Origin of the sequence: Pseudoalteromonas sp. BZA4 (assembly GCF_040104395.1) — a bacterium.
GTDB lineage: Bacteria > Pseudomonadota > Gammaproteobacteria > Enterobacterales > Alteromonadaceae > Pseudoalteromonas.
In genome coordinates, this window is sequence record NZ_JBECOT010000013.1 from 1 (window position 1) to 19856 (window position 19856).

Below are 19856 nucleotides of genomic sequence, written 5' to 3' on the forward strand. Positions count from 1 at the left end.
ATCTTCCACAAGTTCAAGGTGGCTAAATAACGACATAATTAACAAGTAGATAGTGACAATGTGGGCGTTATTAGATCAGAAAAGAGGCGGATGTTAAAGCCTTTTTACAAAGTGCGATCCCGCCGTGGATATTTAAGCCATATATAAAAGCTATTAACGTTATAATACTTATAGATAAAATTCGAAGAGCATTGGCCATAAATTACTACCGTTATGGTGTTATTGTTTTACCATAAAACCTCACCAGTGAATGAAGTTAGTATATTGCGTGTGACTGAGATAGACAAAGCCTTTCTCATACTTTGGGGTTTGGATGATAACGGAATGTGAAAATTCATAGTGTTTAGCGTTAGCTTTGTAGGTAAATGTATTTATATTGAAAAAACCGATTACTACTTTTATGTTGTTTTATTGCTTTTTCCTAAGTAATAATTTAGAAAGTTAATCAAACAAACGATAGCTAGCTTTAGTTGATTTAATAAGTTAAATCCAAAGTTTGATTTCTGGTTAGAAAGCTAACCCTTTGCTTTTTCTTTATTAATTAGATGTTTGTAATTATATTTTATCTTTTTCGCTATTATTCTTTGAGAGTAGTAGAGCTGCGGCTTTTTAAAGAGAAAAGCTCTTTTTTCATGAATATTACTGTAAGAAAAAATTGCTATCAGACAGCTAAAAAGTAGCGCTTTCCCTTCTTTTGTAGGTTGGGGTTTTTATTTATATTTACGCTATTATACTTATTGTTTTTATATTTGTATTGGGATAGTTTTTAAAAGCGTTAATTGGAGTTTTAATTGACGGTTGGTTTTAAAGGTTAAGTTGCTTTTAGTTTATATGTGAGAGTTAATAATCACTAAGAGTTGAAAGGTGTTTTATCTGGCTTTTAGTTCTATGCAAAAAGAATAAAGGTATTATTTTTGTAGATTATTGGCAATGTGTTTTTGGAAAATAAAGCAGTGTCTCTTTTAGTGTGTTTACTCTAATTTATCACTTCAATTTTATTCACTTTACCCAACCTAAATTGTTATCTACTTTTTATAAGTTGCGATGATAGCTGATAAAAAAGGTACTGAAAATAAAGTATATTTTATTATCAACTTGGTTCAGTTATTGCTCGTAATAACACAGCAATATGATTGTTGTAGGTTTTGTGTGTTTTTTGCACTCTCTTGGTGCGAAAAATAAACAGTTGCACTGTCATAATGCGTAAATATAGGTTTGATTTACTAGATACGAAATTGATGTTTAGTAAACAAGTTTTGATACCTGAAACGCACAGCTTCCGCTTAATAAGTCGTTGAATGCGGTACTGTGGCAAGGATTAATTTACCAATTGGTTGAATTGGAGCCCACTATGTTAAGTAAACGTTTTTTTAAGACTAAAGACGAAACCGAAGTTACCTTTGAATTCCAACACCCTGACGCTGATGAAGTGCAATTAGTTGCTGAGTTTACAGATTGGCAGCCAGTGCCTATGAAGTTTAATAAAAAAGAACAAGTATTCAAATGCAAGCAGCGCTTACCGCTTGATCAAGAATTCCACTTCCGTTACTTAATCAATGGCGAAACATGGGACAATGACCACCAAGCTGATGGTTATATTCCTAACGGTTTTGGTACTGACAACAGCATTGTTAATACCCAACGCGCTTAGGTGTTTTGATGCAGTCACTTTCGCAGTTATATTACCTGCATGGCATAGGCTATGAATATACTATATACACTGGTGAGCATGTTATTTTCGATGAAAGTACACGCATGCAGGCGCTTAGTTGTTGTGGTGTAGACACTCAAGATACTGATGCAATTAACCAACTTAATTTTGCATTAGATGCAGGTACATGGCTGAATTTGTTGCCTCATACAAGCATTATTGAGGCACACCACCCAATTTTGAAAGTACGCGTTGATGAGCGTTTATTATCACGCTCATGTACTCTAAGCGTGCCTTCGCTTGATATTCATTTTACTTGTGAAAACTTACAAGGTTTAGCTGTTCTTGGTGATTATGGCCTAAACGGCATTCGTTATCTTGAGCTTGCATTGCCAGTTCCTGAAATGCCAATTGGTTATCATGATGCCCTCATTACTGTGGCAGATCAGCAATCTCACAGTCAGCTATGGATCACACCTAAAGAAAGCTTCTCTATTGATGACAAAAAGCGTTTGGGCTTATCCATTCAGCTTTATAGCTTATGTAATGAAGAGGGGTTAGGAATTGGTGACTTCGCTGACTTAACAAAGCTTATTAAAGCAGCAGCGACGAAAAACATGGATTATGTGTTGCTTAATCCGCTGCATTTACTGTTTGAACACAGCCCAGAGAGGGCGAGTCCTTATAGTCCAAATAGCCGAGCGTTATTGAACCCGCTGTATATTGCAGTGTCATTATGCGAAGACGCCAAAAATAATAATGCACTTATTAAATTGTTAGCGGATAAACCGCAAACCGATGCGACTTACATTGATTATACATCGGTTAGTAACTTTAAATATCAAGTGTTTAGCTGTTTATATCAGCACTTTTGTGAATTTGCTTCAGCAGAGCGAAAACAGCAGTTCACTCGTTTTTGTGAAACCCATAAGCACAGTCTTGCAACTATGTTGGTAGGAGACCGTGATTATGCAAGTTACTTGCAATGGCAAGCACACTTACAATTGAATATGTGCCAACAAATTGCTCGTGACAGTGGTATGGCAATTGGTCTTATTAATGACTTAGCCGTTGGCTGTGCAGGTGATGGTAGTGAGTTCAAGAGCCAAAATGAATTATTTGCCGAAAATGCACATGTTGGAGCTCCGCCAGACCCTTGGGCTGAACATGGTCAGAATTGGGGCTTACCGGCACTTAATCCACAAAAGTTAAGTAAAGACAACTTTGCTTTTTACCGCTCACTTATCCGCACCAATATGGAAGATGTTGGTGGTCTTAGAATTGACCACGTTATGGCTATACGCCGACTTTGGTGGTGTTTTGAAAATAATTTCCAGCAAGATGGTTGTTATGTCTATTATCCCTTTGAACAACTATTAGCAATTCTAAAGATTGAATCTCACCTCAATCAATGTGTGGTGATTGGCGAAGATTTAGGCGTGGTACCTAATGAAGTGCGTGAAGCATTAAAAGCAAGTGCAATCTATTCAAACGGGTTGTTCTACTTTGAAAAAGATCACCAAGGCGAGTTTTTGGCGGCTGAGCATTTTGCTCCTCATAGTCTTTTAATGATAGCCAACCATGACGTACCACCATTCAAAGGCTGGTGGATTGGCCATGATATTACGATTAAACAACAATACGGTTTGCTTGATGATGAGCAAACTCGGGCTCAATTCGATGCGAGAAACATTGAAAAGCATCGTATGCTTAATTTTATCGCACGAGAGTCACACCAGCATTTATCGTTAGAAACAGATGCCTTTTCGGTATATGAAGCGTTAGCATCCTCATTAGCGGCAGCACCAGCAAAGCTATTTACTATTCAAATAGATGACTTAGATCAGCAAATACTGCCTGTAAATATCCCCGGTACTGATAAAGAGTACCCAAATTGGCGGCGTTTATTGTCGCGTCCAGCGGCGCAGATTATCGAAGCGCAACAGTCATTCTTAGCCAATTTAATTTCGATAAGGAATCAATAATGCGAAGTCGTGTTCGTCAAGAGCAAAGTGCACAACCTGTTATTTATCAAAAACAAATCGATGCATTAGCCTGTGGTTGTTTTAGAGATCCTTTCAGCTTTCTTGGGGCGCATAAAAGTGGCCCTACAAGCTATGAAATTCGTTGCTTTTTGCCTGGCGCAAGCAGTGTTTCGATTCTGCTTGGCACAGAAAAAATCGTTGCGCAGCAACAAGGTGATAGTCATTTATTTATCGCAAATATCAAATCAAAAACTAAGCCTGACTACCAGCTAGATGTTAGCTATAGCAATGAATTTACTCATCAACAATACGATGAGTACAGCTTTGAAAGCAGCTTAGATGAACAGGCAATGTATCTGTTTAATGAAGGCAGTTTAGAGCATGCGTATCAACATTTTGGTGCACATTTTGTGACTCAACAAGGCGTTGATGGTGTTCGCTTTACAGTGTGGGCGCCGAATGCCAGTAGTGTATCGGTTATTGGTGAATTTAACTATTGGCAGCGTAATCGTCATTTTATGCGTTTTCATCCTGCCAGTGGGGTATGGGAGTTATTTATTCCTGGGCTTAAAGAGCATCAATGCTATAAATTTGCTATCACCACTCTAACAGGAGAAGTGCTTGATAAAGCCGATCCCTTTGCGTTTAAGATGCAACAAGCACCGGGTACAGCGTCAGTGCTACAAAAGCTAAAAACAGGTATTCAGCTTTCTGAAAAGGCGTTAGCAAATCGTGCAAAACGAAACAGTATTGATGCGCCTGTTAGTATTTATGAAGTGCATGCGGGTTCTTGGCAAAGACGAGATGATGGTGAGCGCTATCTCACATGGCGTGAACTTGCTGATAATCTTATTCCTTACACAAAAGAGCTCGGTTTTACGCATCTACAATTAATGCCAATCAGCGAGTACCCATTTGATGGTTCTTGGGGTTATCAACCTGTTGGATTGTTTGCCCCAACCAGTCGCTATGGCAGCTTTGAAGATTTTGTTTACTTTGTTGAGCAATGTCACGAAGCAGATATTGGCCTTATTCTTGACTGGGTACCTGGTCATTTCCCAAGTGATCCTCATGGTTTACATCGTTTTGATGGCACCCATCTATACGAGCATGCTGATGTTAGGCAAGGTTTTCACCCTGATTGGAATACCTATATCTACAATTATGATCGCGCAGAGGTTCGTAGCTTCCTAATTGCGAATGCAATGTATTGGCTGCATGAATTTGGCATTGATGGTTTACGCGTGGATGCGGTTGCCTCAATGCTTTATCTAGACTATAGCCGTGAAGAAGGGCAGTGGGTTGCAAATCAATACGGTGGCAGAGAAAACTTAGGCGCCATTGAGTGCTTAAAACAAGTCAATATGCGCTGCTATGCAAATAATCCGGGCATTATGATGGTGGCCGAAGAGTCAACAGCATGGCCGGGTGTTACGCGCCAAGTTGACCATGATGGTTTAGGTTTTGGTTATAAGTGGAACATGGGCTGGATGAACGACAGTTTGCATTATATGCAGCGCGATTCCATTTACCGTTCGCATCACCACCATGAAATGACGTTTTCGATGGTTTACGCCTACAGTGAGAATTACATTCTACCGCTTAGCCATGATGAAGTGGTGCATGGTAAAGGCTCATTAATTGAAAAAATGCCAGGAGACGACTGGCAAAAGTTTGCAAATTTACGTGCATACTATGCCTTTATGTGGGCGCATCCAGGTAAAAAATTATTGTTTATGGGTGCAGAAATCGCCCAGCGTAAAGAGTGGAATCACGACCAATCGCTTGATTGGCATTTACTTGAACATATTAGCCACAGAGGCATGCAGCAAACGATTAAAGATTTAAATGCTGTATACACTAGCACGCCAGCTTTATACGAGCAGGATACCAGCCCTGCGGGTTTTGCGTGGCTTGATAGCAATAATGCTGAGCAAAGTATGTTTAGCTTTATTCGCTATGCAAAAAAAGCTGAAGATTTTGTGGTGGTGATCTGTAATTTAACGCCGCAGGTGTATCACGACTACGTGATTGGTGTGCCAAAAGCTGGTACCTATCAAGTTATTTTAAATACCGACAAAGAGGATTATTTTGGTTCCGGCGTTGAAGCAACTAATCATGCAGAGCAAATAATTGTAAGCCAAGCGAAAGAAAGTCATGGCTTTAATCAAAGTATTAGTGTTTCTTTGCCTGGCCTTGCGACAATTTACCTTAAGAAGGTGAGCGATGAGTCATAGTGTCGAACTAGAAGTCGGTGTGAGCTCACCTTTAGGGGCGTCTGTTGTTGGTGAGGGCGTAAACTTTGCTGTGTACGCACCACAAGCACAACATATGTCTCTGTGCTTATTTGATAGCAGCGGTCATTCAGAAATTCTTACCCTTGCGATGCATATGAACGAAGGTGGCATCTGGACACTGAAAGTGAGCCCTTTGAAAAGTGGCGCCTTGTATGGCTTTCGCGCTGATGGTGAGTACGCACCCGAAAAAGGACTATTTTTTAATAATCACAAATTGCTGTTAGACCCGTATGCTCGAGATTTGTATGGTGAGTTTACCTGGAGTGAACGTCACTATGGGCAAATGCCTGTAGGAAAGTTAAGTCAGGTTAATAATGCTATTGATATGCCAAAATCACGAGTCCGTGAACTGGCACCTTACACAGGTAAAAAACCCAATCATTGCTGGGGAAAAACAGTTATTTACGAATGCCATGTAGTTGGTGCAACATGCCGCCACCCTGAGATCCCAAAATCGTTACAAGGTAAATTTTTAGGTTTAAGCCACCCTAGCTTTATTGAACATCTACGTACTATTGGTGTGACTTGCTTAGAGTTATTACCCGTTCATGCTTTTATCAGTGAGCAGTTTTTAACAGCCAAAGGCTTACAAAACTACTGGGGCTACAACACACTTAATTTCTTTACACCGCATAAAGAGTATCTGGTTAATGATGATATTAGCGAGTTTCAAGAAATGGTGGCGGCGCTTCACAAAGCAGATATCGAAGTAATACTCGATGTGGTTTATAACCACACTGCAGAGGCGGGCACAGATGGACCTATCTTGTCGCTACGTGGCTTAGACAATCTAGGTTACTACCGCACTGTTGCTGATAAACCCCAGCATTATATTAATGATACCGGCTGTGGTAACACCGTAAATATTGATTCGCCTCGCTCTTTACAGCTGGTACTTGATAGCTTGCGTTATTGGGTTGAAGTGATGGGAGTCGATGGCTTTCGTTTTGACTTAGCGACCATTTTAGCGCGTAACCCAAATGGTTTTAATCAGGCGCATGCGTTTTTCCAAGCGATTAATCAAGACCCAGTACTAAGCCAAGTTAAACTGATTGCAGAGCCGTGGGATATTGGCCCCGGTGGATACCAATTAGGGGCTTTTCCTGCGCCTTGGCGTGAATGGAATGATAAGTATCGCGATACGATAAGACGCTTTTGGAAACAAGAGCAGGGCGTAATTGGAGAGCTTGCAAAACGTTTACATGGTTCGTTTGACTTGTTTGAGCACAACCTACGTGGGCCACTTAACAGTATTAATTTCATCACCAGTCATGATGGCTTCACGCTTGCTGATTTAGTCAGCTACGAGCATAAACACAACGAAGCCAATGGTGAGCAAAATCGTGATGGCCACAGTGGCAATCACTCATTCAATTGTGGTGTCGAAGGGTTTACCAACGATCCACAAGTGAGCAAATTACGCTTACAACAACAAAAAAATATGCTGTTAACTTTGTTACTTTCTAAAGGCGTGCCTATGCTTTCATTAGGAAGCGAAATGGCACACTCACAAGGTGGTAACAACAACGCCTATTGTCAAAACAATCGTACAAGCTGGCTTGCATGGAAAGACTCTCAATTCAGTCATCCTCTAACTCGATTTATTGACGATTTACTGCGCATTCGTAAGCAGTTCAGCATTTTTAAACACCGCTTTTTTGTTCACGATAATGACCCACGTTATGAAGTCGCGTGGTTCACCGAATCAGGCTCCAATATGCAACAAGACGATTGGCATCAAGGTGATCGCCAAGTGTTGATATACAGCCTGACCGACAAGCATACAAATCAAGCTTTATTGATCATATTAAATGCAGGATCAGAGCCGGTAACGTGCCAACTTCCTAGTTTAGATAAAGGAAAGTGGCAGTTAGCACTGACCAGCATTCATCCTATGTCAGCACAATTTGTTGATAAGGAACACCAGATTGCTGCAATGAGCAGCTGGGTTTTTACCGCCAATTCAGAGGATCTAAATCATGGCTAAAAATGCCGATCAAGTATGTATTGTAAAGGGCTGGCAGGATGCGCCTACAGTTGATGAAAGTACACTAGATGATGACTTATCACGCCATTTTTATTACACCCTTGGGCGTGACAAAGTGGGTAAATCACAGCTGTATTTATACCATGCATTAGCATTAACTATTCGTGACCGATTAGTTGCTCGTTGCCGTGTGACCAAACAGCAAATCCATGAACAAAAACGCCGTAAAACAGCTTACTTATCACTTGAGTTTTTAATGGGGCGTGCTCTTGGTAATGCGATTTTGAACTTAGACTTAGATGAGCAAGTCGCTAAAGCGTTACAAGAATACTGCACAGAGCTCGAGCAAGTTGCTGAGGCTGAGCATGATGCAGGCCTTGGTAATGGTGGTTTAGGGCGCTTAGCTGCATGCTTCTTAGATAGCTGTGCAAGCCTTTCACTACCTGTGGTTGGTTATGGTATTCGCTATGAATACGGCATGTTTAATCAAGCTATTGAAAATGGTCATCAAATTGAACAACCAGATAACTGGCTACGTGAGGGACACCCGTGGGAACTAAGTGCACCTGAGCAATCAAAGCGCGTAAAATTCTTTGGTCATGTTGAAAGTTATACTGATAAATATGGTCGTGAGCACCGTCAATGGCTAGATTCTCATGATGTTTTAGCTGTGCCTTATGATGTGCCAATTCCGGGTTACAAGAATGATATTGTAAATACCTTACGTTTATGGAAATCAGAAGCAACAGACGAATTTGATTTGAGCGAGTTTAATGCGGGTAGTTACTCAGAAGCAGTAGCGCGTAAAAACTTAGCTGAACAAATTACCATGGTTCTTTACCCGAATGACAGCAGTGAGAACGGTAAAGAACTGCGTTTACGTCAGCAGTACTTCTTATCATCAGCGAGCTTACAAGACATTATTGACACGTGGGTTAGCAAACATGGCGAAGACTTCTCTGATTTTGCTGATTACCATGTTTTTCAATTAAACGATACACATCCAAGTATTGCTGTCGCTGAGCTTATGCGTATTTTGGTTGATGAGTATGAGCTAGATTGGCAAGAAGCTTGGTCTATCACGACTAAGACCATGGCCTATACAAACCACACTTTACTTCCTGAAGCATTAGAGAAGTGGTCAGTATCTTTATTTGCTCGATTATTACCGCGTATTTTAGAAATTATCTACGAAATCAATGCACGTTTCCTCGCTGAAGTTGCGTTAGCATGGCCAGGTGATGTTGAAAAACAACGTGCGCTATCGCTTATCGAAGAAGGCCCTGAGCCACAAATTCGCATGGCGTATTTAGCGATTGTTGGTAGCTATTCGGTGAATGGTGTGGCTGCACTTCACACTGAGCTACTTAAAGCGGGCCTATTTAATGAGTTTTATCAGCTATGGCCTGAAAAATTCAACAACAAAACCAATGGTGTAACACCTCGTCGTTGGTTAGCACATTGTAACCCTGAGTTGGCTAAACTGCTTAATCAACATATTGGTGATGAATGGGTTGCAGATTTTAGTAAAGTTAGTCAGGTACGTCGTTTATATGACGACCCTAAATTCCATAAACAATGGCAAGCTGTAAAACACAGCAATAAGCAACGCCTTGTTGAGTTAGTGAAAAACCGCTGTGGCGTAGAGTTTGATGCCGAAATGATGTTTGACGTGCAAGTGAAACGTATTCACGAATATAAGCGTCAGCTATTAAACGTATTGCACGTTATTCACCTTTACGACCGTATTCGCCAAGGCGATACAGCAAACATTGTTCCTCGTTGTGTGCTATTGGGCGGCAAAGCTGCACCAGGTTACTACATGGCGAAGAAAATTATTAAATTAATTAATAACGTAGCAGAAGTGATCAACAAAGATCCGCTTGCTAAACCGTATTTAAGAGTTGCTTTTTTACCTAATTACAACGTGACAGCAATGGAAACTATTTGCCCAGCGACGGATTTATCTGAGCAAATTTCTACAGCAGGTAAAGAAGCATCTGGCACAGGTAACATGAAGTTCATGATGAACGGCGCATTGACTATAGGTACGTTAGATGGCGCTAACATCGAAATTCGTGATGCTGTGGGTGCTGACAACTTCTTCTTATTTGGTGCACGTGCAGAGCAAATTGATGATATCAAAGCGCACTATAATCCTGAGCAGATTATTCACCAAACTGACAGCCTCTATAAAGTAATGCAATTACTTGAGAGCGGTCACTTCAATTTGTTTGAGCCTAATTTATTTGACGACATTATTGCGGCGATTAAGAGCCCGCACGATCCATGGTTAGTTGCTCATGATTTTGCCAGCTTCGTCGAAGCGCAAGAGCAAGTTGAACAAGCCTACTTAGACACTGCTCACTGGACCAAAATGAGTATTTTGAACACTGCAGCCAGTGGCATGTTTTCGAGCGATAGAACCATTAGTCAATACAGTGAAGATATCTGGCATTTGGAGCCATTACTGGACACTAGTGCACAGCAAAACACACAGAAGAAAAGCAGCTAGCTTAAGACGGAGAGAGTTATGCCAAGTTATGCAAATCGATACATAAGTAGTTTAACCAGAGAAACGTATGCCCTTATCCTAGCAGGGGGGCGAGGTTCGCGTTTACATGAATTAACAGACTGGCGTGCTAAACCAGCAGTGTATTTTGGTGGTAAACACCGAATTATCGACTTTCCACTGTCGAACTGTATTAATTCAGGTATTCGTCGTGTTGGTATTGCTACTCAATATAAGTCGCACTCGTTAATTCGTCACGTAAACCGTGCATGGGGTCACTTTAAAAAAGAATTGGGTGAATCTGTAGAGATTTTACCAGCATCTCAGCGATATGGTGACGAGTGGTATTGCGGTACAGCTGATGCGGTATTCCAAAATATGGATATCATCCGTCATGAACTGCCAAAGTATGTCATGATCCTCTCTGGTGACCACGTATATTGTATGGACTACGGCGGTTTGTTGGCAAAACATGTTGAGACAGGTGCTGATATGACGGTTTGTTGTATTGAAGTACCTTGCGAAGAAGCTGCAGATACATTTGGTGTAATGACGGTTGATGAAAGCAATCGTGTCCGTCGTTTTGATGAAAAGCCTGCTGAGCCAACGTCTGTACCGGGTAAACCAGGAACCTGCTTAGCATCAATGGGTAACTATATTTTCAATACTGAGTTCTTATTTGAACAATTGAAAAAAGACGCAGAAACGGAAGGCTCAGGCCGTGATTTCGGTCACGATATCATCCCAGCTATCATCGAAGAGCATAACGTGTTTGCATATCCGTTTAGAGACTCTAACACAGATGGTCAACCATACTGGCGCGATGTGGGTACGCTTGATTCATTCTGGGAAGCTAACATGGAGCTGGTAATGCCAGAGCCTCAGCTTGACCTTTATGATCCAAAATGGCCAATCTGGACTTATCAGGAGCAGTTGCCACCTGCTAAGTTTATTTTTGATGATGATGACAGACGTGGAATGGCTGTTGATTCAACAGTTTCGGGTGGCTGTATTATCTCTGGCTCTAAAGTTAAAAAGTCACTGCTGTTCTCGAATGTATATGTTCACTCATTCTGTGAAATTGAAGAGTCTGTGATTTTACCTGGTGCGAAAATACAGCGAAATTGCCGAATTAGGCGTGCTATTATTGACCGTAATTGTGAGATCCCAGCAGGTCTAGAAATTGGCTACGATCACAAAGCTGACAAAGAAAATGGCTTTAGAGTCTCGAAAAAAGGTATTGTGTTGGTAACTCGTGATATGTTGAATGAACTTGCAAAAAAGTTAAAACAACAAGAGCAAGATAATAAACGACTTGCTTAAGCAATCGCGTTAAATGAAAAAGGGAGGGCATGTCCCTCCCTTATTTATATTTGAATAATACCAATTCGCTTAATTAAGTATTATTGCTAATTGGTATAACAGTTTTATGGAGTACTGCAAAGCATGCATGTATTGATGGTAGCTGCAGAGAATGATGCATTACCGAATGCAAAAGTCGGTGGTGTAGCGGATGTTGTTAGAGATTGTCCTAAAGGGTTAGTAGAAAAAGGCCTTACTGTTGATGTGGTGATCCCTGATTATGGCTTTGATTATTTAGAGCGTCATCACATAGGTGTAGTACATGTGCCATTTGCAGGTCAAATGCAAAAACTGGATGTGTGGAAGCTCGCTCAAAGTGATGAAGGTGTAACGCAACTGCTTATATCTCATTGGGAATTTAGTCGCCATAATGGTGCTGTTTATTGTAATGATGAACCAGGCCGCCCCTTTGCAACCGATGCAAGTAAATTTGCTCTTTTCAACGCTGCTGTTTGTGAGGCCTTATTACAAGGGCTTATCCGTACGCCGGATGTTGTGCATTTACATGACTGGCACAGTGCTTGTGTTGCTCTATTACTAAAAACAGACAGCCGCTATAAAAAACTATCGCACTTATTTTTAGCTTACACAGTACATAACCTTGCATTGCAAGGGATACGCCCTTTCAAAGGCGATAGCTCAAGCCTTGAAGCCTGGTTCCCAAGTCTAGGTTATAACGGCGAACGGTTATGCGATCCACGTTATTTGGATTGTTTTAACCCAATGCGCAGCGCAATTAATCTAGTGGATAAAGTTCATCTTGTATCGCCAACTTATTGCCAAGAAGTATTGCGCCCTAGTGATGCAGAAAAAGGCTTCTTTGGTGGTGAGGGGCTTGAAGCTGACCTACAAGCTGCTTATGAACAAGGCCGCGTAGTGGGCATTCTTAATGGTTGCGAATACCCTGGAATGAAGCTTGAAGACATTAGCTTAGCGAGCCTTTATCAACATGCCGAAAATGCGTTATTTCAATGGATGGCAAAAAGCCCGGTATTAGATTCAAGCTATTACATAGCGCATCAACGCTTACTTAAATTTAAAACTCAGCCTTTTTCTGGACCATTAGTAACCAGTGTGGGTCGCTTAACTGATCAAAAAGCACTGTTACTTCGCCAGCCTTATGATAAAGGACTGGTGTTAGATGAGCTGTGTCAGCGCTTAAAACAACATAACGGTTATATGATTATTTTAGGCTCAGGGGATGCTGAACTTGAGCAAATTATGACATCGGTTATGGCTCGCCAAGAAAACCTGCTATTTTTAAAAGGGTACGCACATTTTGTTGGCGAATACATGTATCACTTAGGCGATTTATTTTTAATGCCAAGTTCATTTGAGCCATGTGGTATCAGCCAGATGTTAGCAATGCGGGCAGGTCAGCCGTGTTTAGTCCATGGTGTGGGTGGTTTGCGCGATACGGTAGAGCATCATGTGAGTGGTTTTAGTTTCCAAGGTGAGAGTTTAGCATCACAAAGCTACGAACTTGTTACTAGTTTTGGCGATGCGCTTGAGCTTAAGAAATCACAACCAGAACAATGGTGTGCAATATGTGAACAGGCTAAAAATGCCCGTTTTACGTGGCAATCCGTTGCAGAAGGCTATTTATCAGGCTTATATCAATAAAAAATGCGTGATTCATGGTAATTAAGTGACTTTTTTGTCAATTTCAGCTATTAATTACTTAGTGTGAGATAAAATATAAAAAGTAGGTAGAGTGGCTGTATTTGTTGCTAGGCAAGCGGTCTTTAATCGTCGTCAACAAGTTGTTGCCTATGAGCTACTATTTAGAGATAGTTTAAAAAATAGTTTTCCTGATGTGTCAGAGAGTACGGCAACGGCTCGGCTGATTATGGAAAACCAGCTCAATTTAGGTACCCGTCATATCACGTCGGGCAAAAAAGCATTAATTAATATAGGTCCAGAGTCTTTGAAGCTGGACCTTTGCGCATTTTTGCCAACTCAAGATGTGGTGATTGAGTTACTCGAAACTATGGAACCTACCGACGAAAATTACGAATATTGTCGCGAGCTTTTTCACAATAACTACAAGTTGGCATTGGATGATTTTGTCTACCAACCTGAGTGGGATCGCTTTTTAAAACTTATTCGTCTTATCAAGTTTGATGTTCAGCAAACACCCTTTGAAGAAATTGCCCCTGTTGTAAATAAGCTTAAGAAACATAAAAAAATAAAGCTTTTGGCAGAAAAGCTTGAAACAGCCGATGATTACGACAAAGCTTATAAAATGGGCTTTGATTTTTTCCAAGGTTATTTCTTTGCAAAACCCAAAATGATTCAGCATCGCGATATTGATTACAACTACGCGCTGGTGTTATCAATTTATGCTGAAGTCATGCGCCCAGACCCAAATATAAGCGAAATTGCGGGCTTGTTCTCGTTAGATACCGCACTTGCCTATAAATTGCTGCGCTTAATTAATAGCGGCGTGTTTCCTATTAAAAGCAAAATTGGCTCTCTAAAACAAGCGCTTGTATATTTAGGCCATGAACGACTGAAAAAGTTTGTTAGCCTAATTATTACTGCCCACAGTGCCCAGTCAAAACCAGCCGAGCTTACTCGGCTTTGTGTTGTTAGAGCGCGCTTTTGCGAATTAATAGCGCAGCGTGTTGCTAAGCAACAAACAGGTGAGGCATTTTTAACGGGACTGTTTTCATTACTCGATGCCATATTAGATCAGCCAATGGAAAAGCTATTGGATCGATTGCCGTTTCCTGACGAAATTCATGCTGCTCTCATGCAAGAAAAAAATATCCTCTATTACATACTAGAAACCGTCAAAGCTTACGAAACTGGCAGTTGGTGGGCACTTGAACAGGCTGTTGCCTATTTAAGTATTGAAAGTGCTGACCTTCCCAAGATATACGAAAATGCGGTAAATTGGAGCGATAGCTGCAGACAAAACCTATAAGGGATTTATGCGCAATATAAATATGGATGTTTTACGGGGTATTGCAGTACTCGGCTTGATGTTTATGAACATCTACACTTTTGCTGTGTTCGAGTACGATTATACCCCAAGTGCTACGCCACCATTTTCAGATTCACTAATATACATTTTTAATACTGCTTTTATTGATGGACGCTTTAGGAGCCTTTTTTGCTTGTTATTTGGTGCGTCTTTAGTTATTCAATGGCAGCTTTGGCAAAGCGTCGAGAAGCAACATAAGCGACTAAAAGTTTTGGCTTTTATAGGCCTTGCCCATGGTTTTTTATTGTGGGCTGGCGATATTTTGTTTATTTATTCTTGTGCAGGCTGGTTAACGCTTAAATTTAGCCAGCAAGATGACGAAAAAATACTGCGTATGGGCATGCTGTTTTTACTTCTTGGTGCCTTCATTTCATTTTTACTCTCCTTTATAGAGCCAGAGTTTAGCCCTGTAACGAGAAGCTCTGAGAGTTTTTTAATGGCATATGACGCGGCTTATTCTTCTTATTTTGCAGGGTTTGTCAGTAACTTTTTGATTTTTATAATAATGCTTATTGCTGTGCCACTCATCACAATGTGGATGGCTGCAGGGTTAATGCTGGTGGGCGTTTATTTATATAAACAAGGGGTATTTGTTCAAGGTTTAACACACTCTCAGCTTAAGTTGATTACTGCTGCAGCGATAAGTTTAACGGCTCTAAGGTTGATGATAGAGCCTGACCAAAGTGTATTCATGTACGCGATTGTAGAACCGATTAATTGGCTTGCTGCTTTAGCTATGGCCATTTGTTATTGCCACATCATTGTGAAAATAGTTAAAAATTCCCCCAGTAACTGGTTGCTGTTACAGCAAGCCGGTCGCATGTCATTAACGCTATATCTAATGCAAACAGTGATTTTTATTCTGTTTTTTAAAGTCGCATACCCAACCGCAGCACTTAATTTTGATCGCATGGATTATTGGTTGGTCATTGCTGTTGTGCTTGTTTTTCAATTGTTTTTTTGTAAAGTGTATAGTCAGTATTTTACACATGGTCCGTGTGAATTAATTTGGCGAAAATTGTCTAGATAATTCCTCGTATACTACAATCAAAGAAAAACAAAGCGGAGTGGTAATGCGAGTTTGCTTGTTGGTTTTTACATTGCTTTGCTGTTCACCACTTTATGCTGGCGAGCAACTCTCTGTGCTGTTAGTTAACCCCTCAGTTAAAACTGATTTGTTTTGGCAAAAAGTGACTAATGTGATGCAGGTTGCTGCCAAGCAAAATAATGTTTCTCTCACAACGATTTATGGCGGTGGAAATCGCCACATTCAATTAGCCGAACTCAAACAATACCTGCAATATAAGCCCAAACCTGATTACGCAATTTTAATCAATTACCCAGGTGGTGCAGAGCAGTCAATGAGCTTGCTTGAACAACATAAAGTGAATTTTATCACCCTTGAAGAAACGATTGTTGGCGTAGAGCGTGACGAAGTGGGTAAACCCCGTCAGCGCTTTAAGTATTGGTTAGGTGAAGTATTTCACGATAACTTCAAAGCGGGTGAGCAACTTGGCAAAGCCTTACTTGATGAGGCGATAAATACAAAACAAACGCCTCACTTTGTTGCGATTAATGGTCATTATGGCACAGAGTCAGACACCCGCAGTGACGGCCTTGTTCATTATTTACGAAAACAAGATGTTGAGCTTGAGCAAGTTGTGTATGCCAGTTGGAATAAGCAAGAAGCCGAGAATAAAGTGAGCCGATTATTACAACGATACCCAGATACGAATGTGATTTGGTGTGCGTCTGATTTGATGGCGCAAGGTGCCCTAGAAGCAGTAAAAGTTAAAAAAGATAAAGCCTATTTCATTGGTGGCATTGATTGGCTTGATGATAATTTAGACTTAATAGAACAACAAAAACTCACAGCCAGTGTTGGCGGGCATTTTATGATGGGAGCATGGGCTTTAATTAGCGTGGTCGATCATCATAATGGCAACCCTTATTGGCAAAATCACGATGAGATTAAGTTTCAGCTTGGGGTGATCACAAAGCACAATATTCAAAGTTACAGCTGGCTAAGAAACATCAAAGATTGGTCGGTTATCCCTTTTGAAACCTTCTTACTGCAAAACAGCAAAAGCAATGAGTACGCCTTCGATTTTGATACGCTACATAGTGTATTGAGCGAAAAGCCCAAAAACGCAGCACTACACTAAAAGTGTAGTCAAAGAGCCTAGATTCTACCTAGCTTGGTAAAGGCTTCTGGTATAAACTAGCGGCTTTAAAATCCAGACAGAAGTGTGCCATGACAGAGTTAAAGCGATTAAATAAATTTATCAGTGAAACAGGTTTTTGTTCACGCCGTGAGGCAGATAAATATATTGAAGAAGGTCGTGTTACTGTTAACGGCAGCTTGCCTGAAATGGGCGTAAAAGTTAGTGAAGCCGATGATGTACTTATAGATGGCAAACCTTTAAAAGCAAAGCCTAAGCTGGTTTATATTGCCTATAACAAACCTGTTGGTATTACATGTACGACTGAACGAAAAATCCAAAGCAATATTGTTAAAGCCGTTAATTACCCAGAGCGTATTTTCCCAATCGGACGCTTGGATAGACCTTCAGAAGGCTTAATTTTCTTAACTAACGAAGGCGACATCGTTAATAAAATTCTTCGCGCTGGTAATAATCATGAAAAAGAATACGTAGTGACGGTTGATAAGCCACTTAATCGCCAGTTCGTGAATAAGATGGCAAACGGTATTCCTATCCTGGATACCGTTACTAAAAAGTGTAAGGTCAAGCAAACTGGCCCACAGCAATTTACCATTGTACTAACACAAGGCTTAAACCGCCAAATACGTCGTATGTGCGAATATTTAGGTTATGAAGTGGTGACACTAAAGCGCACACGAATTATGAACGTGACCCTAAAGGGTTTAAAAGTAGGGCAGTGGCGTCACTTAACCGAACAAGAAATGGCTGAGATCAATAACTCAATTGCCGACTCAGGTAAAACGGAAGAGCGTTCGATTGATGAAAACAAACAGCCAACGCAAGCTCGTGCTAAGCAAAAGCCACGCAATGAAGAAGAAAAAAAGCGCGACTTTTCTAAATACGTAAAAAAAGCACGCAGTGATGCCAAGCAAGGTCAATCAAGATCAAAGGCTGGCAATTCGCCCTCATCAAAACCAAATCAAACGAAGCGAAGCAGTACTAAGCGCACAGGTACATTAAGTCTGAAAAAGTAAAAATCGTAGACAATAATGAGTTTTTGATTATCTCTCACTATACTGTGATTATATAAAGTTAGCGGGTGTGGTGATGAGTAAAATTAAAATCCTTGTCGATGATCGTGAACAACACAGTAATTTACTTGTTATTTTAGAACAAAATTGCAATGTAGAGTCACATATTACTCGTTTGAAAACAGGCGACTACTTAGTCGATGATTGGTTGTTAATAGAGAGAAAGCACATTTGTGATTTGGTCGAATCTTTAGTGTCTGGTCGCCTTTTTAGTCAGGCCTCACGCCTTGCTAAATCGGGTTATAAAACAGCTATTTTGATTGAAGGACAAGCCCATCAGATTGCAAGTTATAAAATTCATCGCCATGCTATTTTGGGTGCTCTAGTCACACTTACACTGGTTTATGGTATTTCTATTCTGCGTTCGTCAACAGCAGATGAATCTGTATCTTTGATGGTTTTTGCTGCTAATCAACATGCGAAATCTTTCAAAGAGCCTTTAGCACGTTATGGCCGTCGGCCAAAATCAGAAAAAGGAAAACAGCTCTTTATTTTACAAGGTCTACCAAATGTAGGTCCTGTACTTGCGAGGCGTTTACTTGCACATTTTGGGTCAGTTAAAAACGTTTTATGTGCTGACATAGAGCAGTTATCAGCAGTAAAAGGAATGGGTGATAGTAAAGCGAAAAAAATTGTTTCACTTATCTCTTAAAAACTGACAACTAATTACACTAGTTACATTCATGTTTTAATGGATGTAGGGTGCAATTCTAGCCTTTATTGGGGCAATGGCATCAGCTTCCAGAAGGTCTCTTTTCGGTTTAAATTCATTTTTAGAGAGCTTTTTCTCGATAATATTGTTAAGTTGATGTTTGTTTACAATGAACAGCTCTTTTGTATTGTCATCTTCAAATAGTAATAGTCTTACTTCATTGTTTTTAACGCTTGCTTCAATCAATTTGAATCCATTCATAAGCAAGTTAGGTCTAAAATACAGAGCAATCTGACTGTGTTGTGGAAAGTCGTAATGAGATTCAACAGCCGGGCTTGAAACAGAATCACACCCGAGCTCAAAATCGGGTGATTGTTGCCTTTCACAAATATCTGCGATTGGTATGCCTATTTCCCCAAAAATCCATCTTGAGTTAAATATCAATCCATTTTGTCCTTCAATTGCTAAAACAGCATCAGATAAACTTTCAACGGCAACGTGAAAAGCTACATTAGACTCATGCTGAAAGTATGTATTTTCATTGGCGCTTAAGGTGCCACTGAATATTGCAATCAATAAGTAAAAACCATTTCTAAACATCTTAATCCTTCAAGTATTAAATCAGCAGCAATAGGTTAGCACACAAGCTGATAGGTTAATCATTAAATAGACACCCACTTTAAATAACAAAAAGTCCACCATAAATGGACATCCACATTAATGCTAATCATTAAACAGACACCCAATTTATTTAAAACCACAACCAGAACATCAAAAATGGACACCCACTTTAAATAGACACCCACTTTAAAAGTAACTAGACACCCACCTTAAATAACAAAATACTTATGCTAGACACAGGCGGGCTCTCTGCATTCGACTTTACCGAGAATAATAAATAAGTTAATAATTGATAGCTGACCAATTTTGCACGACTAATAAACAGGGTTATCAATGGCTAGCTTTCAGAATGTATTTATCTTTATTGCATCTCTATTGTTTGTTGGTTATGGGGTGTTGGGGTTATTAACGGATAAAATTCGTGTAGGTAGCCGAAGTTATACAGGGAGCATTTGCACCATTTATAAGCACCAAGAACCAGTGCGTTTTTATTTTTGGTGTTGCTTATTTTTATTTGTTGGCTGTGGAGGATTTTATTACCTTT

Annotated in this window: 13 protein-coding genes; 12 read left to right on the forward strand and 1 reads right to left on the reverse strand. The window is 40.2% G+C overall.

All coding sequences use genetic code 11. The annotated features are described in order from the left end of the window. Positions 1-1351: 1351 nt before the first annotated feature. The 12 genes from ABMY41_RS07615 (at position 1352) to ABMY41_RS07670 (ending at position 18691) form a co-directional block, all read left to right on the forward strand. Positions 1352-1651 (forward strand): isoamylase early set domain-containing protein, encoded by a 300-nt coding sequence (locus tag ABMY41_RS07615; RefSeq protein WP_175080160.1) that lies wholly within the window; start codon positions 1352-1354, stop codon positions 1649-1651. 8 nt (positions 1652-1659) lie between these two features. Then, entirely contained in the window at positions 1660-3636 is a 1977-nt protein-coding gene (malQ, locus tag ABMY41_RS07620) for a 4-alpha-glucanotransferase (RefSeq protein WP_349274428.1), read from the forward strand. Then, entirely contained in the window at positions 3636-5873 is a 2238-nt protein-coding gene (glgB, locus tag ABMY41_RS07625; protein ID WP_287243485.1) for a 1,4-alpha-glucan branching protein GlgB, read from the forward strand. Before malQ ends, glgB begins: the two co-directional genes overlap by 1 nt. Next, positions 5863-7920: a glycogen debranching protein GlgX gene (gene glgX / locus ABMY41_RS07630; protein WP_349274429.1), complete on the forward strand. Its 2058-nt coding sequence runs from the start codon at positions 5863-5865 to the stop codon at positions 7918-7920. Before glgB ends, glgX begins: the two co-directional genes overlap by 11 nt. Continuing rightward, the gene (locus tag ABMY41_RS07635; protein WP_175081593.1) at positions 7913-10435 is read left to right on the forward strand and encodes a glycogen/starch/alpha-glucan phosphorylase; all 2523 of its coding nucleotides are present in this window, start codon (positions 7913-7915) and stop codon (positions 10433-10435) included. The genes glgX and ABMY41_RS07635 overlap by 8 nt, the downstream gene beginning before the upstream one ends. Positions 10436-10453: 18 nt before the next feature. Further along, positions 10454-11755, forward strand: coding sequence for a glucose-1-phosphate adenylyltransferase (glgC, locus tag ABMY41_RS07640; protein ID WP_054562381.1), 1302 nt, complete (start codon positions 10454-10456; stop codon positions 11753-11755). A 123-nt stretch (positions 11756-11878) separates the two neighbouring features. Beyond that, positions 11879-13417 (forward strand): glycogen/starch synthase, encoded by a 1539-nt coding sequence (locus ABMY41_RS07645; protein ID WP_349274430.1) that lies wholly within the window; start codon positions 11879-11881, stop codon positions 13415-13417. A gap of 91 nt (positions 13418-13508) precedes the next feature. Then, entirely contained in the window at positions 13509-14723 is a 1215-nt protein-coding gene (locus ABMY41_RS07650) for an HDOD domain-containing protein (RefSeq protein WP_054562379.1), read from the forward strand. 7 nt (positions 14724-14730) lie between these two features. Continuing rightward, complete coding sequence (locus ABMY41_RS07655) at positions 14731-15813, forward strand: DUF418 domain-containing protein (protein ID WP_349274431.1); 1083 nt, start codon at positions 14731-14733, stop codon at positions 15811-15813. 43 nt (positions 15814-15856) lie between these two features. Next, positions 15857-16948 carry an ABC transporter substrate-binding protein gene (locus ABMY41_RS07660; RefSeq protein WP_349274432.1) on the forward strand — a complete coding sequence of 364 codons (1092 nt, stop codon included), beginning with the start codon at positions 15857-15859 and terminating at the stop codon, positions 16946-16948. Positions 16949-17037: 89 nt separating this feature from the next. Next, complete coding sequence (gene rluF, locus ABMY41_RS07665; protein ID WP_175081589.1) at positions 17038-17982, forward strand: 23S rRNA pseudouridine(2604) synthase RluF; 945 nt, start codon at positions 17038-17040, stop codon at positions 17980-17982. 73 nt (positions 17983-18055) lie between these two features. Beyond that, on the forward strand, positions 18056-18691 hold the full coding sequence (locus tag ABMY41_RS07670; RefSeq protein WP_287243342.1) for an ERCC4 domain-containing protein: 636 nt from the start codon (positions 18056-18058) through the stop codon (positions 18689-18691). Positions 18692-18727: 36 nt separating this feature from the next. Here ABMY41_RS07670 and ABMY41_RS07675 read toward each other — a convergent pair whose 3' ends face one another. Beyond that, a complete protein-coding gene (locus tag ABMY41_RS07675) occupies positions 18728-19291 on the reverse strand; it encodes a hypothetical protein (protein WP_287243341.1) in 564 nt (187 codons plus the stop codon). Positions 19292-19856 lie beyond the last annotated feature (565 nt).